The sequence below is a fragment of the Paenibacillus sp. P36 genome, assembly GCF_045866505.1.
GTDB classification, from domain to species: Bacteria; Bacillota; Bacilli; order Paenibacillales; family NBRC-103111; genus Paenibacillus_E; species Paenibacillus_E chondroitinus.
The window spans coordinates 574,254-593,003 of the sequence record NZ_AP038372.1 but is presented as its reverse complement, the minus strand read 5'-3'; the positions used below and the strand labels follow the sequence as shown (position 1 = coordinate 593,003).

Sequence of the window (18,750 nt, the reverse complement as noted above, 5' to 3'; positions counted from 1 at the left end):
GTTCGTCTAAAATCTTTGCTCCCTTATATAGGGAACGCCAAGCGCTTCCGGCGCGCCCGAAGGCTTGTTGCGGTTACGCCAGCCTAAGTACATAAGAACGAGAATGGTTACGAGATAGGGAATCATTTTCAGAAAATAAGAAGGAATATGGCTCCCAATCAGCTGTACCCGGAAACCCAGAATATCCAGAACCCCAAAGAAATACGCGCACACCAAGGCCCGAATCGGATTCCATCTGGCAAAAATAATGAGCGCCACGGCAATCCATCCACGCCCGGACGTCATCCCTTCATTCCATGTCGGCGTGTACACAAGCAGCAGATCTGCTCCACCTAGGCCAATTAACATGGAACCGATGATAACGCAGCCATACCGAATTGCCACGACAGGTATACCCATGACATCGGCAGTTGCAGGATTATCCCCGACAGCTCTCAAGTGCAGCCCCCATGAAGTCCGATGGATAAACAGATGCATCACAAGCACCAGCACAAAACTAAACCAAGTAAACAGGTCCATATGCGCAAAAATCTTCCCCAAAAAAGGCACATTCTCCAGCCAAGTCAAATGAAGCTTTGGCACAGCTCCGGTCAGAGGCTGCCCACTCACCGGCTTACCCAGGTATGCGCTAAGACCGGTACCAAAAATCGTCATCGCCAATCCGCAAACCACTTGATTCGCATGCAGCGATACACTCAGCACCCCATGAAGCAGTCCCAGCAGTCCACTCACGGCAAGAACACAGAGAATAGCCAAAGCTAAACTCCCGGTATGTATGTACAAAAGACAAGAAGTTACCGCTCCCATCAGCATAAGCCCTTCTGCTCCTAACTGGGTGATACCGGACCTCTCGATGAGAATCCCACCAAGCACGGCCAAAAGCAGCGGAGTCCCCGAAGAAATAGCCGAAACAATTAATTGCGTAAGGATCTCCATCCCACTCAGCCCCTTCTCCTCAATGGCTACTGTTGTCTCAAGTTAATCAGCTGTTACGACGCATGCGAAACTTCCCCGCCATACCGCCTGCAATCAGGAAAAATAAGATAGCTCCTTGAATCATCGACGAAATCGACGACGGGAGACCAATCGTTTGCACACTATATCCACCAACAATTAATCCGCCAAAAAGCACCGACGAAACCACCAAACTAAGCGGATTCAGCTTCGCCAACCATGCCACAATAATCGCCGTATACCCATACCCCGGAGAAATCCCGTACATGAGACGATGCGCCACACCCGATACTTCCCCCATGCCGGCAAGCCCAGCCAGACCTCCGCTAATGACCATAACCACTAACACATGCCTGGAAATCCTTATGCCTGCATTCCGCGCCGCTTCTGCATTGGCTCCGATGAGTCGCAGTTCATATCCCCAACGTGTATATCGAATGACGAACGCATAAAGCAGCACACCAACGATGGCAAAAATGATGCCCAAATGGAGCCGCGAAGCCCCAAAAGTAGGCAAAGATTGCGCCGCAGTGAACATCGGCGATCCTGGGAAGTTGAAACCCTTCGGATCTTTCCATGGGCCGAATACCGCATAATTCAAAGCGAGCAGCGCCACATAATTCAGCATCAAGGAAGTAATCAGTTCGTTGACTTGAAAATAGGTCCTCGGGATCGCCGTCAACAGCCCCCAAAGTCCCCCGGCCGCGATGCTAGCCACCAGCATACAGGGAATTGAAAGGTACATTGGAAGGTGTGGAAAATAGATCGTTACCGCTGTCGCCGCCATAGCACCAGCCAAAAACTGCCCTTCCGCACCGATATTCCATACGGAAATCCGGTACGCAATCGATACGCCCAAGCCGCACAGCAGCAGCGGGATCGCCTTAACCAACGTCTCCGTCAGACCGAAGGAAGAGCCGAAGGCTCCTGTCAGCATTTTGGCATAGACGGTAATCGGGTTCATGCCATTCAAAGAGATAAAAATACCGCAAGCTACCAACGCCAAAATGATGGACACAATGGTCATCCACCATGGGCTTTCGCGACCCGCCGGGTCAATCTCCAAACGATACGGCAGACGCATGCCTGACTCCCGCTTGACGACTTTCGCTTCCATCGGAATCGTTCCGACCGTTTGTTGTTCACTCATCCTGCGTCCTCCTCCTCAGACCCCGCCATCAGCATACCGATATATTCGCGGTTCGCTTCCTCTCGGGCCATATTGCCCACGATGCGTCCGCCGTACATGACCATAATCCGGTCCGATAGCTGCAGCACCTCATCCAAGTCCTCGGATATGAGCAGGACAGAACGTCCCTTTTTCCGCAGTCCCTCTAACAGATCGTGTACGCCAGCTGTTGCACCTACATCGAGCCCTTGCGTTGGATGTACCGCTACCATCAGCTTCGGATCGAGGTCCACTTCCCTGGCGAGGAGCAGCTTCTGTTGATTGCCACCCGACAAGTGGTGCACAGGCGCATCGATTCCCGGCGTCTTCACATCAAAAAGCTCAACAAGCTTCTGCGACCAATTCCGATTCTTCTCTGTGCGAAGTAGACCAAAGCGTGAGCGTTCGGGGGTACGGTAGGTTTTAAAAAGCAGATTATCGACCGCTCCCAAGCTTCCCGCGAGACCGCTCTTCATCCGGCTTTCCGGCACATGGGCGATGCCTTGCTCGATAGCTCCCCGCACTGAACCGTTGCGCAGCGGACTGCCATCAAAACGGATGTCACCGTCTTTCCATGGGCGAAGTCCTGTTAACACTTCCGCTAGCTCTTTTTGTCCGTTTCCAGAGACGCCGGCAACCCCGACAATTTCCCCTGCCTTCACATCAAAATGAAGCCCATCCAGCACCTTACGTCCCTGATCTGCATAAACGTTCAAACCGCTGACCACCAGCATAGGGCTGCCCAAGGGCTTCTCCCTCACAACGGTTCGGGCATTTACGCTCTCTTGTCCGACCATCAGCTGCGCCAAATCACGTTCGCTCGTCTCTGATTTCGCCATCGTTGCAATCATTTTTCCTTTGCGCATCACAGAAATATGATCGGAAGCGAACATCACTTCTTTCAGCTTATGTGTGGTCATAATGACGGTTTTGCCTTCCTGCTTCATTCGGTTCAGCGTCTCAAACAACTGCTCGACCTCACCTGGCGTTAAGACCGACGTCGGCTCATCCAAAATAATGAAGTCGGCTCCGCGATAGAGCGTCTTCACAATCTCTACCCGCTGCTGCTCGCCGACGGATAGCTGCCAGATCGGCCTGTCGACTGGGAACGGCAGCCCAAAATGCTTGGAAATCGCCTCAATCTCCTCTGATTTCCGAGTTAACCAACGTTGGCCTCTCCAGAATGAGGACGTTTCGCCAAGCACAATATTCTCCGCGGCCGTTAAAGTCTGCACAAGCCTGAAGTTTTGAAACACCATGCCGATGCCAAGCCGCATCGCATCCTTAGGTGAGCGAATGCGCACTTTCTCGCCACGCAAGCGGATCTCGCCATGTGTGGGGCGATATACCCCGGAGAGCATGCACATCATCGTGCTTTTGCCGGCGCCATTTTCCCCGAGCAGCGCATGAATTTCTCCTGCTTTTGCCTGAAAATTCACCTCATCGTTCGCGATCACCGAGCCAAATTGCTTCACAATCCGGATCATCTCAACGGAGTACTGCTCCTCTTTCTTCAATCGCGCCCCTCCTCGTATTACCGCATATGCTCAAAACAGCATCTCCCCATGAAGGATCTGCTGCTGCTACATACTTCTATCCATTTTTTCCACTATACTGTTCAGGTGAAATATACGTCAATTAACATCACATCTTATTAGCGCTGCATACGAAAAATACCTCTTACTTTGTGCTAAGCACCAAAAGAAGCGTCAACTAACATAACGCGAACGCAAAAAGGAGCAGTCACAAAGCGTCTCTACAGACGTTTTGTGACTGCTCCTTAGCTAATCGCTCTCTAGGAAAGAAAGATGCCGCCATATACAAAGCCGGCCACAATGACAAAAGCAGGATGAATCTTTCTCTTTTGAATGAGATAAAATGCGACTGCCGCGATGCCAATAAACTGAAGATATCCAATTGCCTTTGTAGACTCCACCAGACTGCTCCATGTAACAAGCACCATCATGATAGCAATTACGGGCTGTACAAGCAGCGTCATTCCTTTTATCACAGGAGATTGCTTATATTTCTGCAGGATATTCAATAAAATGATGAGTGCGATGATCGACGGAACCACCGTTGCCGCTACAGCCACCAAAACCCCGACCCATCCGCCGAGCTGAAACCCGACATAAGCGGCAATCTTCGTCGCGATCGGCCCAGGCAAGGCATTCCCCAGCGCCAGCATATTAGAGAACTCGCTGCTGGTCATCCAGTCATGGTTCGTGACAATCTCCTGATACATCAATGGGATCGAAGATGGTCCTCCTCCGTATCCAAACACATTTGCCAGAAAAAAACTAACGAATAAATGCCACCATTCCATCATGCGTCCTCACCAGTCCCCAGCTGTCTCTTCTTCCACTTATCCTTGAGCTTATGATGGAAGGCGCCATATAGGAGGAAGAGAAAAATGACAATCGCCGGATGCACAGAAAACGTCTGCAGCAGCAAGAAAGAGATTACGAAAAAAGTAATACCTGCCACCCAGCCCAATCCCTTGATGGCTTTCTCCCCAAACTCATACGCCATGACACCTAGCATCACCGCAACAATCGGCACAACAGCAGCTATCATCCCTTTGATCACTTGCGACGTACTAAAAAATTGAATAAATGAATATAACCCCACCATCGCCACACAGGTAGGCACAATATGCGCAAGCACCCCAACTGCCGCTCCAGCTGTTCCTTTAAGGCGGTAGCCCAGATACCCGGCCAACTTCGTTGCAATGGGTCCCGGCAGCGTATTCGCTATCGCTAATACTTCCATGAACTCCTCATCTTTCATCCATTGAAAACGCGTCACTGCCTCATACCGGATTAACGGGACTATCGACGGTCCACCGCCATATCCCAGAATCCCCGTACGCAGCATCGCCATTCCAATCTGAACATATGTATTCCCCACACGCATCACTCCTATCTCTTGTTGCAACTTCAGCATCTATATGTACATACATCTGCAAGCAGGCATCAAAGTAAACTTTGCCTTATTGTAATCTAAGTTTAAATGATTTATCTGATTCTATCCGCACTTTTGTAAAAATGACAAACAATGTTTGGTTTCTTTGGACGTTCAACTCACCAGGGGGGACTCCTGCGTCGCCTATGTTGTATTTTATGCATTTAAATCACGCAAAAATAGCGAGAGATTGCCACTTCGTTGTACAAAGTGCAACATTCTTTGAGTTGCGAGCCCCTTTTTCGCATATTTCGGTGAAATGGTTGTATTTTATGCAACGGGAAGTTATTTCGTAGCGGAAAAGTATCTGTTAGGTTGTATTAAATACAACCTAACGAGGCAATGATGTGCTTTATGCCTTTCGTTCATCCAACTTTACTGCAAAAGGTGCAGGTACTCGCCCTCCTCATCGCTATGTAAGTACCCCACGGTAATGGCAGTAAACGATAAAAAACCTTACGAGGATTTCTCCTTGTAAGGTTTCTCATTGTGCTTGGCAACGTTCTACTCTCCCAGAACCCTGCGGTTCAAGTACCATCGACGCTGGAGGGCTTAACGGTCGTGTTCGAGATGGGAACGCGTGGGTCCCCTCCGCCATCATCACCAAACAGTCAAAGCGTGGTTTGCGCCTTGAAAACTAGATACGAAACTTGCGTAAAGTGAATTTGTCATCTACGTTAGACGTAGCGACTAGCTGCTTAGTCAGCTGATTTGGTTAAGCCCTCGACCGATTAGTATTCGTCAGCTGCATGCATTGCTGCACTTCCACCTCGAACCTATCAACCTCGTCGTCTACAAGGGGTCTTACATACTGGGAAATCTCATCTTGAGGGGGGCTTCGCGCTTAGATGCTTTCAGCGCTTATCCCCTCCGTACATAGCTACCCAGCGGTGCCTCTGGCGAGACAACTGGTACACCAGCGGTACGTCCATCCCGGTCCTCTCGTACTAAGGACAGCTCCTCTCAAATTTCCTACGCCCGCGACAGATAGGGACCGAACTGTCTCACGACGTTCTGAACCCAGCTCGCGTACCGCTTTAATGGGCGAACAGCCCAACCCTTGGGACCTACTTCAGCCCCAGGATGCGATGAGCCGACATCGAGGTGCCAAACCTCCCCGTCGATGTGGACTCTTGGGGGAGATAAGCCTGTTATCCCCAGGGTAGCTTTTATCCGTTGAGCGATGGCCCTTCCATTCGGTACCACCGGATCACTAAGTCCGACTTTCGTCCCTGCTCGACTTGTAGGTCTCGCAGTCAAGCTCCCTTATGCCTTTGCACTCTGCGAATGATTTCCAACCATTCTGAGGGAACCTTTAAACGCCTCCGTTACATTTTAGGAGGCGACCGCCCCAGTCAAACTGCCCACCTGACACTGTCCCCATACCGGATTACGGTACCAGGTTAGAACTCCGATACGATCAGGGTGGTATCCCAACGGCGCCTCCACCCAAGCTGGCGCTCAGGCTTCTAAGGCTCCCACCTATCCTGTACAGATCGTACCAAAGTCCAATATCAAGCTGCAGTAAAGCTCCATGGGGTCTTTCCGTCTTGTCGCGGGTAACCTGCATCTTCACAGGTATTAAAATTTCACCGGATCTCTCGTTGAGACAGCGCCCAAGTCGTTACGCCATTCGTGCGGGTCAGAATTTACCTGACAAGGAATTTCGCTACCTTAGGACCGTTATAGTTACGGCCGCCGTTTACTGGGGCTTCAATTCATAGCTTCGGGTTGCCCCTAACCACTCCTCTTAACCTTCCAGCACCGGGCAGGCGTCAGCCCGTATACTTCGCCTTGCGGCTTCGCACAGACCTGTGTTTTTGCTAAACAGTCGCTTGGGCCTTTTCACTGCGGCCCCCTCGGGCTATTCACCCTACCGAGGCACCCCTTCTCCCGAAGTTACGGGGTCATTTTGCCGAGTTCCTTAACGAGAGTTCTTCCGCGCGCCTTAGAATTCTCTTCTCACCCACCTGTGTCGGTTTGCGGTACGGGCACCTTCGCCTGGCTAGAAGCTTTTCTTGGCAGTGTGAAATCATGACCTTCGGTACTTAAAATTTCCCTCCCCATCACAGCCCAGCCTTACGGTTAGCGGATTTGCCTACTAACCAGCCTCACTGCTTGGACGAGCATCCATCAGCTCGCGTCACTATCCTTCTGCGTCACTCCATTGCTCATAACGGCTACGGTGGTACAGGAATTTCCACCTGTTGTCCATCGACTACGCCTTTCGGCCTCGCCTTAGGTCCCGACTTACCCTGAGCGGACGAGCCTTCCTCAGGAACCCTTAGGTTTTCGGCGGATCAGATTCTCACTGATCTTTTCGTTACTTATACCGGCATTCTCACTTGTATGCGCTCCACCTGTCCTTACGGTCAGAATTCAACGTACATACAACGCTCCCCTACCCATGCACTAACGTGCAAGCCATAGCTTCGGTGGCGTGTTTAGCCCCGTTACATTTTCGGCGCAGAGTCACTCGACCAGTGAGCTATTACGCACTCTTTCAATGGTGGCTGCTTCTAAGCCAACATCCTGGTTGTCTGTGCAACTCCACATCCTTTCCCACTTAACACACACTTGGGGACCTTAGCTGATGGTCTGGGCTGTTTCCCTTTTGACAATGGATCTTAGCACTCACTGTCTGACTCCCGGATTTAAGTTTGTGGCATTCAGAGTTTGACTGGACTTGGTAACCCTTGGCGGGCCCCGCACCCAATCAGTGCTTTACCTCCACAACTCCACATCCGAGGCTAGCCCTAAAGCTATTTCGGGGAGAACCAGCTATCTCCGAGTTCGATTGGAATTTCTCCGCTACCCCCACCTCATCCCCGAATTTTTCAACATTCGTGGGTTCGGGCCTCCAGTGAGTGTTACCTCACCTTCACCCTGGACAGGGGTAGATCACACGGTTTCGGGTCTACGTCCACGTACTAAAGCGCCCTATTCAGACTCGCTTTCGCTGCGGCTCCGTCTCTTCGACTTAACCTCGCACGGGAACGTAACTCGCCGGTTCATTCTACAAAAGGCACGCCATCACCCATATAGAGGGCTCTGACTTTTTGTAAGCACACGGTTTCAGGTTCTTTTTCACTCCGCTTCCGCGGTGCTTTTCACCTTTCCCTCACGGTACTGCTTCACTATCGGTCACTAGGGAGTATTTAGCCTTGGCAGATGGTCCTGCCGGATTCCGACGGGGTTTCACGTGACCCGCCGTACTCAGGATACCTCTAGGCATACGTTCATTTTGGGCTACAGGGCTTTTACCTTCTATGCCGGACCTTTCCAGATCACTTCGCCTAACGAACTTTTGCCACAACGAGGTCCTACAACCCCAAGGAGCAAGCTCCTTGGTTTGGGCTATTCCGCTTTCGCTCGCCGCTACTGACGGAATCACTTTTGTTTTCTTTTCCTCCAGGTACTTAGATGTTTCAGTTCCCTGGGTCTGCCTCTGCATTACCTATGTATTCAGTAATGAGTAACTGCGCATTACCACAGCTGGGTTCCCCCATTCGGACATCCCCGGATCAAAGCCTGCTTACGGCTCCCCGAGGCATTTCGTCGTTCGCCACGTCCTTCTTCGGCTCCTAGTGCCTAGGCATCCTCCGTGTGCTCTTTCTAGCTTAACCTAGAAAAATACATTTGGTATTGCTACCTAAGTTCTTACTTTACGTTTCATTTCGTTATCTAGTTTTCAAGGAACAAGTAATTGAAAGGATTAACCTTTCAAAACTGAACACGAGTGAGTAAGCGATGTGTATCCGAAGATACTTGACTGGGTCGTTTCAGACCCGAGTCTCCATAGAAAGGAGGTGATCCAGCCGCACCTTCCGATACGGCTACCTTGTTACGACTTCACCCCAATCATCTACCCCACCTTCGGCGGCTGGCTCCCTTGCGGGTTACCCCACCGACTTCGGGTGTTGTAAACTCTCGTGGTGTGACGGGCGGTGTGTACAAGACCCGGGAACGTATTCACCGCGGCATGCTGATCCGCGATTACTAGCAATTCCGACTTCATGCAGGCGAGTTGCAGCCTGCAATCCGAACTGAGATCGGCTTATAAGGATTGGCTCCACCTCGCGGCTTCGCTTCCCGTTGTACCGACCATTGTAGTACGTGTGTAGCCCAGGTCATAAGGGGCATGATGATTTGACGTCATCCCCACCTTCCTCCGGTTTGTCACCGGCAGTCATCTTAGAGTGCCCATCCGAAATGCTGGCAACTAAGATCAAGGGTTGCGCTCGTTGCGGGACTTAACCCAACATCTCACGACACGAGCTGACGACAACCATGCACCACCTGTCTCCAATGCTCCGAAGAGGGCACCTATCTCTAGGTGTTACATCGGGATGTCAAGACCTGGTAAGGTTCTTCGCGTTGCTTCGAATTAAACCACATACTCCACTGCTTGTGCGGGTCCCCGTCAATTCCTTTGAGTTTCACTCTTGCGAGCGTACTCCCCAGGCGGCATACTTACTGTGTTAACTTCGGCACCGAGGAATCGAATCCCCAACACCTAGTATGCATCGTTTACGGCGTGGACTACCAGGGTATCTAATCCTGTTTGCTCCCCACGCTTTCGCGCCTCAGCGTCAGTTATAGGCCAGAAAGTCGCCTTCGCCACTGGTGTTCCTCCACATCTCTACGCATTTCACCGCTACACGTGGAATTCCACTTTCCTCTCCTACACTCAAGTCAACCAGTTTTGGATGCGAACCGGGGTTGAGCCCCGGGCTTAAACACCCAACTTAATTAACCGCCTGCGCGCGCTTTACGCCCAATAATTCCGGACAACGCTTGCCCCCTACGTATTACCGCGGCTGCTGGCACGTAGTTAGCCGGGGCTTTCTTCTCCTATACCGTCACACAAAGTGCAGTTACTCGCCTTGCTGTTCGTCTAGGGCAACAGAGCTTTACGATCCGAAAACCTTCATCACTCACGCGGCGTTGCTCCGTCAGACTTGCGTCCATTGCGGAAGATTCCCTACTGCTGCCTCCCGTAGGAGTCTGGGCCGTGTCTCAGTCCCAGTGTGGCCGTTCACCCTCTCAGGTCGGCTACGCATCGTCGCCTTGGTAGGCCGTTACCCTACCAACTAGCTAATGCGCCGCAGGCCCATCTATAAGCCACAGATTGCTCCGTGTTTCATGATTCTCTCATGCGAGAAAACCAGTTATCCGGTCTTAGCTATCGTTTCCGATAGTTATCCCAGTCTTATAGGCAGGTTGCCTACGTGTTACTCACCCGTCCGCCGCTAAGCACCGAAGTGCTCCGCTCGACTTGCATGTATTAGGCACGCCGCCAGCGTTCGTCCTGAGCCAGGATCAAACTCTCCATAATAGAAAAGCTGATTGTACTCATTGACTTGCTAGCGAGATTATTCATCTCATTTATAGTCGATTACTCGACTGTGCTTACTCACTCGTTGTTCAGTTTTCAAAGATCAATTTCTTCCTTATTCATCCATCGCCTTCAAAAGCGACCTGATCAATATACCACATCAGCCTATTCGATTGCAAGAACTTTTTTTCAGTTACTTTCGTTCTTTCGTTCGACCGCCGAAGCGACAAGAAGTAATATAACAAATACGCAAAGGCATTGCAAGTCTTTTTCTAATTGTAAAATATGGTAACAAAAAAAAGCCCCGGCGCGTCATGCACCAGAGCCTAAAGCTTTTTAACCTTGACTTCCTATAAAGATGTAACGAGCTAGAACAAGAATCGCCAATACCCACATAAGCCAGTGAATGGAATAACGCTTCTCACTTTTACCACCCAAGTTCGCTGCTGCTGCCAGTACCACATAAGTAACAATACCGAAGGAAATCCCATTCGCAATATTGTAAGTGAAAGGCATCAATACAATTGTAAGGAACGCTGGAATAGCAATAACGAAGTCTTGGAAATCAATCTCACGAATCGATTGCACCATCAGAACACCAACAACGATCAAAGCAGCCGCCGTAGCGGAACCAGGAATCAACATTGCAATTGGAGCTAGGAACAGAGCAAGCAAGAAACATACGCCCGTAGTTACGGCGGTCAAACCAGTACGTCCACCCTCTGCCACACCTGCTGCGCTTTCTACAAATACAGTGACCGTACTCGTACCAACTAATGCACCACCACTAACACCGATTGCATCAACAAACATCGCTTTACCTACACGCTTGTTGCCTTCTTCTTTATTCTTCATAATTCCAGCACGACTTGCTGTTCCAACCATTGTGCCGAATGTATCAAACAACTCAACGAACGTAAATGTAGCAATAACGGAAACAATCCCCGTTGTCATAATCCCTGCAAAGTCAAAATCGCCGAATCGAAGCTTGCTTAAATCAGGTACCCATGTCGTATCTGCACTTGTCAACGTACCGAGATTAACCATCCCCATAAAGTAGCCGATTACTGTAGTGGCCAGGATACCAAACAAGATCGCACCGCGAATGCGCAACACCATAAAAATGGAAATCAACAGAACACCGATAATTGTTAGAATAACGCTTTTATCTTCTAATGAACCCATATGAAACACTGTTTCAAATGAAAGAACATCTGTAAATTGATGAGCTTTGATATCATTGCCGCTTTCTACTGCGACAGTAAGAATACCGCTGTTTTTGAAACCGATCATCGCGATAAACAAGCCGATTCCCACTGTAATCGCATGCTTCAGGCCATCTGGAACAGCGACAAGGAGGATCTGACGAATTCGGGTCACGGTTAAAATAATAAAGATGATCCCCGAGATAAATACGGCGGTTAACCCCATTGAAAACGTAAACTTACCTTGTGATGTCAAGATAATCGTTGCAAAATAAGCGTTCAAGCCCATTCCCGGCGCAAGCGCAACAGGAAAGTTAACGAATAACCCCATAGCAATTGTCATAACACCCGCAGCAATCGCCGTAGCCAAGAAAATCGAAGTCCAGTCACCGCCGGTAGCTCCCGATTTAAAAGCACTTAGCACGTCTGGGTTGACTGCAAGGATGTAAGCCATTGTCATGAAGGTTGTAATCCCCGCCATGATTTCTGTTCTTACGGTCGTGCCGTTTTGTTTCAATTTGAAATAGCGATCCATTTTTCCTACTCCTCCTAAAACGAATGGTGGGGAACAGCAAAAAACCCGGAATCATGTTGCCTGATTCCGGGTACGAAAAAGGAGCTTCCCTATGAGAGTTGCCCCTTCTATGCATAGCACAAAAAGTCATAGTAACTCACACAGATTCCGTCCTTTTTTTCGTAGCCAGATCATTTGCGGTGATCTCGTAGAAACTCTCGGGCCAATCCCCAAGATTATACGAAAAACTGTTATCCATTTCACATTTTAGTGCGGAAATAACCCTTTGTCAATAAAAAAGACGAACATTCCAGGGTTAAATTTTCCCAGAATGTTCGTCTTTTCCATTTTATCTATTCCCACTCAATTGTAGCAGGCGGTTTGGACGTAATGTCGTAGACAATACGGTTTACATTCTCCACTTCGTTCACGATACGAACGGAGATTTTCTCCAGCACATCCCACGGAATACGCGCCCAGTCGGCTGTCATACCGTCGATGGAAGTAACTGCACGGATACCTACAGTGTAGGAGTATGTTCTAGCATCTCCCATAACCCCAACGCTTTTCATGCCCGGAAGAGCCGTGAAGTATTGCCAGATCTCGCGATCCAAGCCTGCTTTCGCGATTTCATCGCGCAGGATGGCGTCGGATTCACGAACAATTTTGAGCTTGTCCTCTGTGACCTCGCCAAGAACACGAATAGCCAGACCAGGACCTGGGAATGGTTGTCTCCACACGATTGCAGCAGGAAGACCACACTCTTCGCCCACTTTGCGAACTTCGTCTTTAAACAAAGTTTTGAGCGGCTCGATTAGCTTGAACTTCATATCTTTCGGCAGTCCGCCTACGTTATGATGCGATTTAATCGTATGCGCTGTAGCTGTACCGCTTTCTACGATATCCGTATATAGCGTACCTTGTGCCAGGAATGTAAAGTCATCGAATTTACCGGACTCCTCTTCGAACACGCGGATAAATTCGGTACCGATAATTTTGCGTTTTTGCTCCGGATCAGCTACGCCAGCCAATTTGCCGAGGAAACGTTCACGCGCATCGATTTTGACCACTTGCATATCGAATTTGCCTACAAATGTATCCATAACGCTTTCTGCCTCGCCTTGACGCAGCAAGCCATGGTCAATGAACATACAAGTCAATTGTGGACCAATCGCTTTATGCAAAAGAATCGCCACAACCGATGAATCCACCCCGCCGCTAAGCGCGCAAAGGACTTTCTTGTCGCCGACTTCTTGGCGAAGCTCTTTGACCATATCCTCAACAAAGGAGGACATCGTCCAATCACCTTCACAACCGCAAACGCCGTAGATGAAGTTACTGATCATTTCGTTCCCTTGAAGGGAGTGACGAACTTCCGGATGGAATTGTACCGCATGAATATTACGCTCACGATGGCTCATTGCGGCAATTTCAAGGGAATCCGTGCTCGCTTCGATGACGAAACCTTCAGGAAGAACGGATACATGGTCACCATGGCTCATCCATACCGTTTGTTTCGCTTCCAAGCCTTTCACCAGCGGGCTTTCATTGGTAAACGAAAGATCTGCTTTGCCATATTCACGCGTATGCGCACGTTCAACTTTACCGTTCAATTGATGAGCAATTAACTGCATGCCGTAGCAAATCCCCAAAATCGGAATCCCCAAATCGAAGATTTGCGGATCAACAGCTGGTGCTCCCTCACCGTACACGCTGGATGGACCGCCAGAGAACACAATACCCTTTGGCTGAAGCTCGCGAATTTTCTCAACCGTTGTATTGAACGGCAGCAGCTCGCTGTACACGCCCAAATCACGGATTCGTCTAGCAATCAGTTGGTTGTACTGGCCTCCAAAATCTAAAACGACGATCATTTCACTCGGTTTACTCATTATCCGACCTCCTAATTTCATAGCGGTTGAGGTGTCAAGGGTACCCTTGTCCTTTTACCGCTATTTATAGGTACTAATTTTAAACATTAGGTACCTAGGATGTAAAGGGGTTTAATGTGTCTTTTGAATGGCTTTCCATATTGCCACAATTTCCCGCTTCGTATAATGCGAAGAATTGACGGCATCATAGCGGATGCTTTCATAGATTAAAGCAAACTTATGTAGCGCCTGCTTTTGGCCCTGATGCTTGAAACTCAAAGCGGTGACATAGTCTCTTACGGTTTGATCCTTAGGTTTGACGCCATATTTACGGAATAATTGGAGCCACAAACGATCCATATAAGGAATCAGGGGATGCGGATGATTTAAGCTGTGTTTGTAAAATGGAACGAGCGCTCCGTTAAACAAGAAACCTTTTCGCTTCAGCAGTAGGACAAAAGCCGCCAGCACAAGGAGGCCTCCTAGCAACAGGATGAGAGGGTTTCGATTTGTTTTGGCATAATCGATGACGGTATGCTTCGCGGCTTGTAGCCACTCGCTTGAACTTGCTGTAAAATTCCCAGGCGCCGGAATATTCATCAGTGAAGCGGTCATCGCCGATTGCTCCATAGCAGCCGTCGTTAAGGTCTCTCTTGGATGGTCAGAAGAAATCCCTGAGAATCCAGGTGTAGGTTCAAACGGCACCCACCCCATTGATGGGAAATACACTTCCACCCAGGAATGCGCATCGGAATTGCGAACCAATACTTCTTGAAGCTGATCCGCGCCGCTGTCAACAGACTGCAGCGTGCCAGGCGCGAACCCTTTTACCCAACGAGCTGGTACACCCACAGACCTCAGCATTACAACCATCGACGTTGAAAAATGATCACAATAACCGGTCTTATCCACGAACAAAAAGTGGCTAACAAAGTCCTCGTTTCGACTTGGAGCTGTCGGCTTCTCAAGGCTGTACGTATAGGTATGGCTCAAATACTGCTCAATCGCAACAGCTTTGGCATAAGGCGTAAGCCGGTTCGCTGTGATCTGTTCAGCAATGCTGCGAACTGACCTTGGCAACGTTGACGGCAGCTGCAAATAATCGCCCGTAATCTCAGGCGGGTAGGAACCGACGTCCGAATTCAGCAAAGTCGGATCTTCCTTTACAGGCTCCACGGTTATTTTGTAATAAGACAAAGGATCTGCGATATCAGGCAAAATCACTTTACCGCTGAGTGTAGACTTAAGCAGAATGTCAGGTGATAACGGTTTCCCCTTCTCCGTCAGAAGAGAGTCCACCCCCAATAGATTGCCACCTAAGAACAACTGCTTATTCGGCGACTTGTCGTTCCACAAAACTTCCTGTGTAACAAGCCCTTCAGAACTTGTTTGAACAGGCGCTGCGTACGATTCAAGTGTTTGATTCGTTTGCGTCCAGCCTTTGCCGTCGTAGAAATTTTTGGATTCTCCGCGCCAGTAAGTTGACTCTGAGGTTTTGGCAGTGAATACCGGAGTCGTGTCTACTTGGAGTGGACCTCCTAAGGACGTATCATTTTGACCGTAACCTGATTTGGCCACAGTTCCTCCAGCATGCGTCTCCTCATTGTAAAGTTCAAACAACCGATCGGACATATACGCCCAGCTTACCGGCTTCATCAGAGCTTCCGGCTCGGCCTGCTTGGCCGAATACCAGGCGGCTGCGGCTAGCACCCCCACTATGGCTGCACTAACGGCAACCCACCTAAAAGCGCTTCCGGGACGAACCGAAGCAAAGCCGTAGGTTTGCTCGATTCTCGAAAGATTCAGCAGCGCTAACAGCAGCAATCCATATCCTATTGTGCGCATGATGCCTTGCACCGTATCCGCACCAAATACCAATTGTAGGACAACCAGATAACTCAATGTGGCAGCAACAAACCATAGGCTGTGCTGTCTTTGCAGCATGAGCGCCTGTATCACGGAAATAAGCAGCGACCAGCCCAGCAAAAATAACAAGGTCCTGAGTTCACCGCTGATAAGGTCGAAATGGGCCTGCATCAGATAACCGGCATCCTGAACGATCGTTCCAAGCAAGTCAAAGATCCACGCTCCGGTTATAAAGGTTTCCCTGTCAAACATAAATCCGACGAAAAGCAGGATCAACACACCTTTGGCTGTCCATCCCCAAGCATAAGGAACTTTGAAACAATCTATGGCGATGCATAACGCAAAAACGACCAATATCGGGCCGGATTCAATCGACGTATCTGCCATCCACGCCAATGGACGGAGCCATTCTGAAATCAGTAAAAACAGCAAGAGAGAGATCAAGATGTCTCGGAAAAAGGTTTGGTGGAGCGGCGATGATGTCCCCGTGCCAGTTACTGCGCTGGCGTGGAAGATGGGGCCTGGTGGAATGGCTCCTGAAAGGTGAACCCCCTCATCTGACTTGCGAGACGAGTTCGATGATGGAAAGAGCATGCGCGAATCGCGCCGTGGTTCAAGCGGTTGCATCCGCGACACCTCCTTGCTTCGGCCACTGGCCCCGCGGGTGTGGCACTTCCGTAAAGCTGCAGCCTGCGGCTTGCAGCTGCGAAGCCCCCTCTCGCTCAGCGACCGAGAGGGAGGGCTTGGCGTGCACGTAGATCACGTGCACGGAACGGCGCCTGGTGCGCGCATCCGCAATCGCGCGCACCAGCGCCACATCCAGCGTCGATGTGATACACACTATCGACGCATCCGGCGGCAAGGCCGCCGCCTCTTTCCTGACGAGGTCAGGAAAGGCCATGGCGGGCTTGCCGCCCACGCTCGCGAGTACTTCGTACGCGAGCGTCAGGTCCGGGCGAATCGTCGGCGCGATTCGCTTTCCGTTCGAGCTGCTGGCGAAGCCGCAGCTCTCGCGCCCGCCAGCGGCGGCTTCGAAGAAGCCTGCCGCGAGGGCGACGCCCTTCTCCAGCAGCGGCTGAGCCGCTTCAGCTGGAGCCGCCGCAGGCGTCGCATCGAGCAGCAGCATCCGCTTCGCGGAGGCGGCCTGCTCGGGGTCTTTGGTCATCAGCCGGTTCAACCGGGCTGTGGATTTCCAATGAATGCGGTGATACGGGTCACCGCTGGCATACTCACGGACACCGCTGATGAGCGGTGTCTCCGCTTTGGGACCGCGGGTGGTAGGCACGTCGCCGTCGTCCGCGTGAAAGGTCATGCCGGAGCGGCCCAGCGTATCCGCCTTCGGATAAACGAGGCACCGGTGAATCTCGTCCCGGCGCGTTCGACGAACGGCGAAACCGAACATATCGCCGGTGACCGCTTCACAGCCTGCGAAGCGATATACGCCGCGCATCAGGCCCGTAATTTTATAGTGGAAAAGGATCGTGGACTGAAACCATGGGAAAAGCAGCTTGCTATAGATCAACTGAGCCCCGCTTGCTTCGTGGACCCACGTTTCTTTAACGACCAACCAAGGCATTGGCACCCGCGCACGGTGTACAATCCCGAGGCTAATCGTGATATCTTCACCCGCCACAAATACTTCTCCCGACAACTGCCGGTTGATCGACAGCCCTCTGAACGCAAAGACATAAAACAATCCAGCCTGAATCCATATCAAAGTCAGGCAGCATCCTAAATACCAGGCAGCGAAGCCACCTTGCCAATAAACCAACAGAACCGATAGGACACACCCCACAAAGAGCAGCGACGATTTACCCCAGCTTTTCATGAATGTGCCCCCTACTTCGACGAAACATAGCGAAGTACTGGAGTTTGCAAGGAAGCTAATAGATCCGCTAATATCCGTTCCGCCGACTTGCCCGTCATCCGAGCCTCGGAGGTCAGAATAAGCCGGTGCGTCCAAACAGGCAGCACCAAATCCTTAATATCATCCGGCACAACAAACGTTCTGCCCTTCATATAAGCGGACGTTTGCGCAGCACGCATCAACGCGTGGGATGCCCTTGGACTTGCACCAAGGTACAAATCCGTATGTTCCCTTGTAGCTAAAGCAAGGCGCACGATGAAATCTTTTAACGTATTATCGACATGAATCATAGCTGCTTCTCTTTGCAACTGCACAAACTCATCCTGCACAATAACAGGCTTCACTTGGTCGATCGGATGGCGATCCTGGAGTCGGTCGAGCATCAGAATCTCTTGATCCGGCGTCGGATAGCCTAAGGATAGCTTCATCAGGAAGCGATCCATTTGCGCTTCAGGAAGTGCGTAAGTCCCTTCATAATCTACGGGATTTTGAGTTGCCAGCAAGACGAAAGGCTTCGGCAGTTCATAGCCCACCCCATCCACTGTGACCCGCTTCTCTTCCATCGCTTCCAGAAAAGCAGATTGTGTTTTCGGAGAGGTCCGATTGCATTCGTCCGCCAATACGATCGGCGTCATTAAAGGTCCAGGGCGAAATTCAAAATCGCCTGTCTTCGCATTATAAACAGACACGCCCGTCACATCGGATGGCAACAAATCCGGCGTACATTGTATTCTCTTAAACTCGCAACCAATGGTTCTTGCCAAAGCGCGCACCAACATCGTTTTTCCCACACCCGGCACGTCTTCCAATAAAAGATGACCGCCGCTTAACATCGCGATAAATGCCTGCTCGATCGTCTCTCTTTTGCCAACAATCACTTTCTCCACATTCAGGATCATCCGTTCCACGAGAGGCTGCGGCTGATCGAATATTCGTGTTTTCGACTGCATAGTCAAGAAGCCTCCTTACTTAAAGGTATGCTTCTAGTTTTTCCAGTCTTCTA

The 18,750-nt window shown here is 50.3% G+C and carries 10 protein-coding genes, 3 rRNA genes and 1 riboswitch; all 13 genes read right to left on the bottom strand.

Annotated elements, in window-relative coordinates:
* Nucleotides 1-6: 6 nt before the first annotated feature.
* Nucleotides 7-936: an ABC transporter permease gene (locus tag ACKTT9_RS02745; protein WP_407870396.1), complete on the bottom strand. Its 930-nt coding sequence runs from the start codon at nt 934-936 to the stop codon at nt 7-9.
* Between the two features lie 46 nt (nt 937-982).
* Nucleotides 983-2,071 carry an ABC transporter permease gene (locus tag ACKTT9_RS02740; protein ID WP_407872946.1) on the bottom strand — a complete coding sequence of 363 codons (1,089 nt, stop codon included), beginning with the start codon at nt 2,069-2,071 and terminating at the stop codon, nt 983-985.
* Between the two features lie 29 nt (nt 2,072-2,100).
* Nucleotides 2,101-3,609: an ABC transporter ATP-binding protein gene (locus tag ACKTT9_RS02735; protein WP_407872945.1), complete on the bottom strand. Its 1,509-nt coding sequence runs from the start codon at nt 3,607-3,609 to the stop codon at nt 2,101-2,103.
* Nucleotides 3,610-3,917: 308 nt separating this feature from the next.
* Nucleotides 3,918-4,451, bottom strand: coding sequence for a chromate transporter (locus ACKTT9_RS02730; protein WP_407870395.1), 534 nt, complete (start codon nt 4,449-4,451; stop codon nt 3,918-3,920).
* Nucleotides 4,448-5,005 carry a chromate transporter gene (locus ACKTT9_RS02725; protein WP_407872944.1) on the bottom strand — a complete coding sequence of 186 codons (558 nt, stop codon included), beginning with the start codon at nt 5,003-5,005 and terminating at the stop codon, nt 4,448-4,450. Before ACKTT9_RS02725 ends, ACKTT9_RS02730 begins: the two co-directional genes overlap by 4 nt.
* 572 nt (nt 5,006-5,577) lie before the next feature.
* Nucleotides 5,578-5,694, bottom strand: a 5S ribosomal RNA gene (gene rrf / locus ACKTT9_RS02720).
* A gap of 103 nt (nt 5,695-5,797) precedes the next feature.
* Nucleotides 5,798-8,712, bottom strand: a 23S ribosomal RNA gene (locus ACKTT9_RS02715).
* Between the two features lie 176 nt (nt 8,713-8,888).
* Nucleotides 8,889-10,424 (bottom strand): 16S ribosomal RNA (locus ACKTT9_RS02710).
* Together the 16S, 23S and 5S rRNA genes form the textbook arrangement of a ribosomal RNA operon.
* Before the next feature lie 336 nt (nt 10,425-10,760).
* Nucleotides 10,761-12,164, bottom strand: a complete 1,404-nt coding sequence (locus ACKTT9_RS02705) for an NCS2 family permease (RefSeq protein ID WP_407870394.1) — start codon at nt 12,162-12,164, stop codon at nt 10,761-10,763.
* A 142-nt stretch (nt 12,165-12,306) separates the two neighbouring features.
* A riboswitch (purine riboswitch) is annotated at nt 12,307-12,407 on the bottom strand.
* Nucleotides 12,408-12,496: 89 nt separating this feature from the next.
* Nucleotides 12,497-14,035 carry a glutamine-hydrolyzing GMP synthase gene (gene guaA / locus ACKTT9_RS02700; RefSeq protein WP_407870393.1) on the bottom strand — a complete coding sequence of 513 codons (1,539 nt, stop codon included), beginning with the start codon at nt 14,033-14,035 and terminating at the stop codon, nt 12,497-12,499.
* Nucleotides 14,036-14,146: 111 nt separating this feature from the next.
* Nucleotides 14,147-16,507, bottom strand: a complete 2,361-nt coding sequence (locus ACKTT9_RS02695; RefSeq protein ID WP_407870392.1) for a transglutaminase-like domain-containing protein — start codon at nt 16,505-16,507, stop codon at nt 14,147-14,149.
* Nucleotides 16,494-17,708, bottom strand: a complete 1,215-nt coding sequence (locus tag ACKTT9_RS02690) for a DUF58 domain-containing protein (RefSeq protein WP_407870391.1) — start codon at nt 17,706-17,708, stop codon at nt 16,494-16,496. Before ACKTT9_RS02690 ends, ACKTT9_RS02695 begins: the two co-directional genes overlap by 14 nt.
* A gap of 11 nt (nt 17,709-17,719) precedes the next feature.
* Nucleotides 17,720-18,697, bottom strand: coding sequence for a MoxR family ATPase (locus ACKTT9_RS02685; protein ID WP_127458692.1), 978 nt, complete (start codon nt 18,695-18,697; stop codon nt 17,720-17,722).
* Between the last annotated feature and the right edge of the window lie 53 nt (nt 18,698-18,750).

Excerpts from the sequence above, each read along its gene's own strand:
- ACKTT9_RS02745 (WP_407870396.1), bottom strand. The coding sequence starts at position 936 with ATGGAGATCCTTACGCAATTAATTGTTTCGGCTATTTCTTCGGGGACT.
- ACKTT9_RS02740 (WP_407872946.1), bottom strand. The coding sequence starts at position 2,071 with ATGGAAGCGAAAGTCGTCAAGCGGGAGTCAGGCATGCGTCTGCCGTAT.
- ACKTT9_RS02735 (WP_407872945.1), bottom strand. The coding sequence starts at position 3,609 with ATGATCCGGATTGTGAAGCAATTTGGCTCGGTGATCGCGAACGATGAG.
- ACKTT9_RS02730 (WP_407870395.1), bottom strand. The coding sequence starts at position 4,451 with ATGATGGAATGGTGGCATTTATTCGTTAGTTTTTTTCTGGCAAATGTG.
- ACKTT9_RS02725 (WP_407872944.1), bottom strand. The coding sequence starts at position 5,005 with ATGGCGATGCTGCGTACGGGGATTCTGGGATATGGCGGTGGACCGTCG.
- ACKTT9_RS02705 (WP_407870394.1), bottom strand. The coding sequence starts at position 12,164 with ATGGATCGCTATTTCAAATTGAAACAAAACGGCACGACCGTAAGAACA.
- guaA (WP_407870393.1), bottom strand. The coding sequence starts at position 14,035 with ATGAGTAAACCGAGTGAAATGATCGTCGTTTTAGATTTTGGAGGCCAG.
- ACKTT9_RS02695 (WP_407870392.1), bottom strand. The coding sequence starts at position 16,507 with ATGCAACCGCTTGAACCACGGCGCGATTCGCGCATGCTCTTTCCATCA.
- ACKTT9_RS02690 (WP_407870391.1), bottom strand. The coding sequence starts at position 17,708 with ATGAAAAGCTGGGGTAAATCGTCGCTGCTCTTTGTGGGGTGTGTCCTA.
- ACKTT9_RS02685 (WP_127458692.1), bottom strand. The coding sequence starts at position 18,697 with ATGCAGTCGAAAACACGAATATTCGATCAGCCGCAGCCTCTCGTGGAA.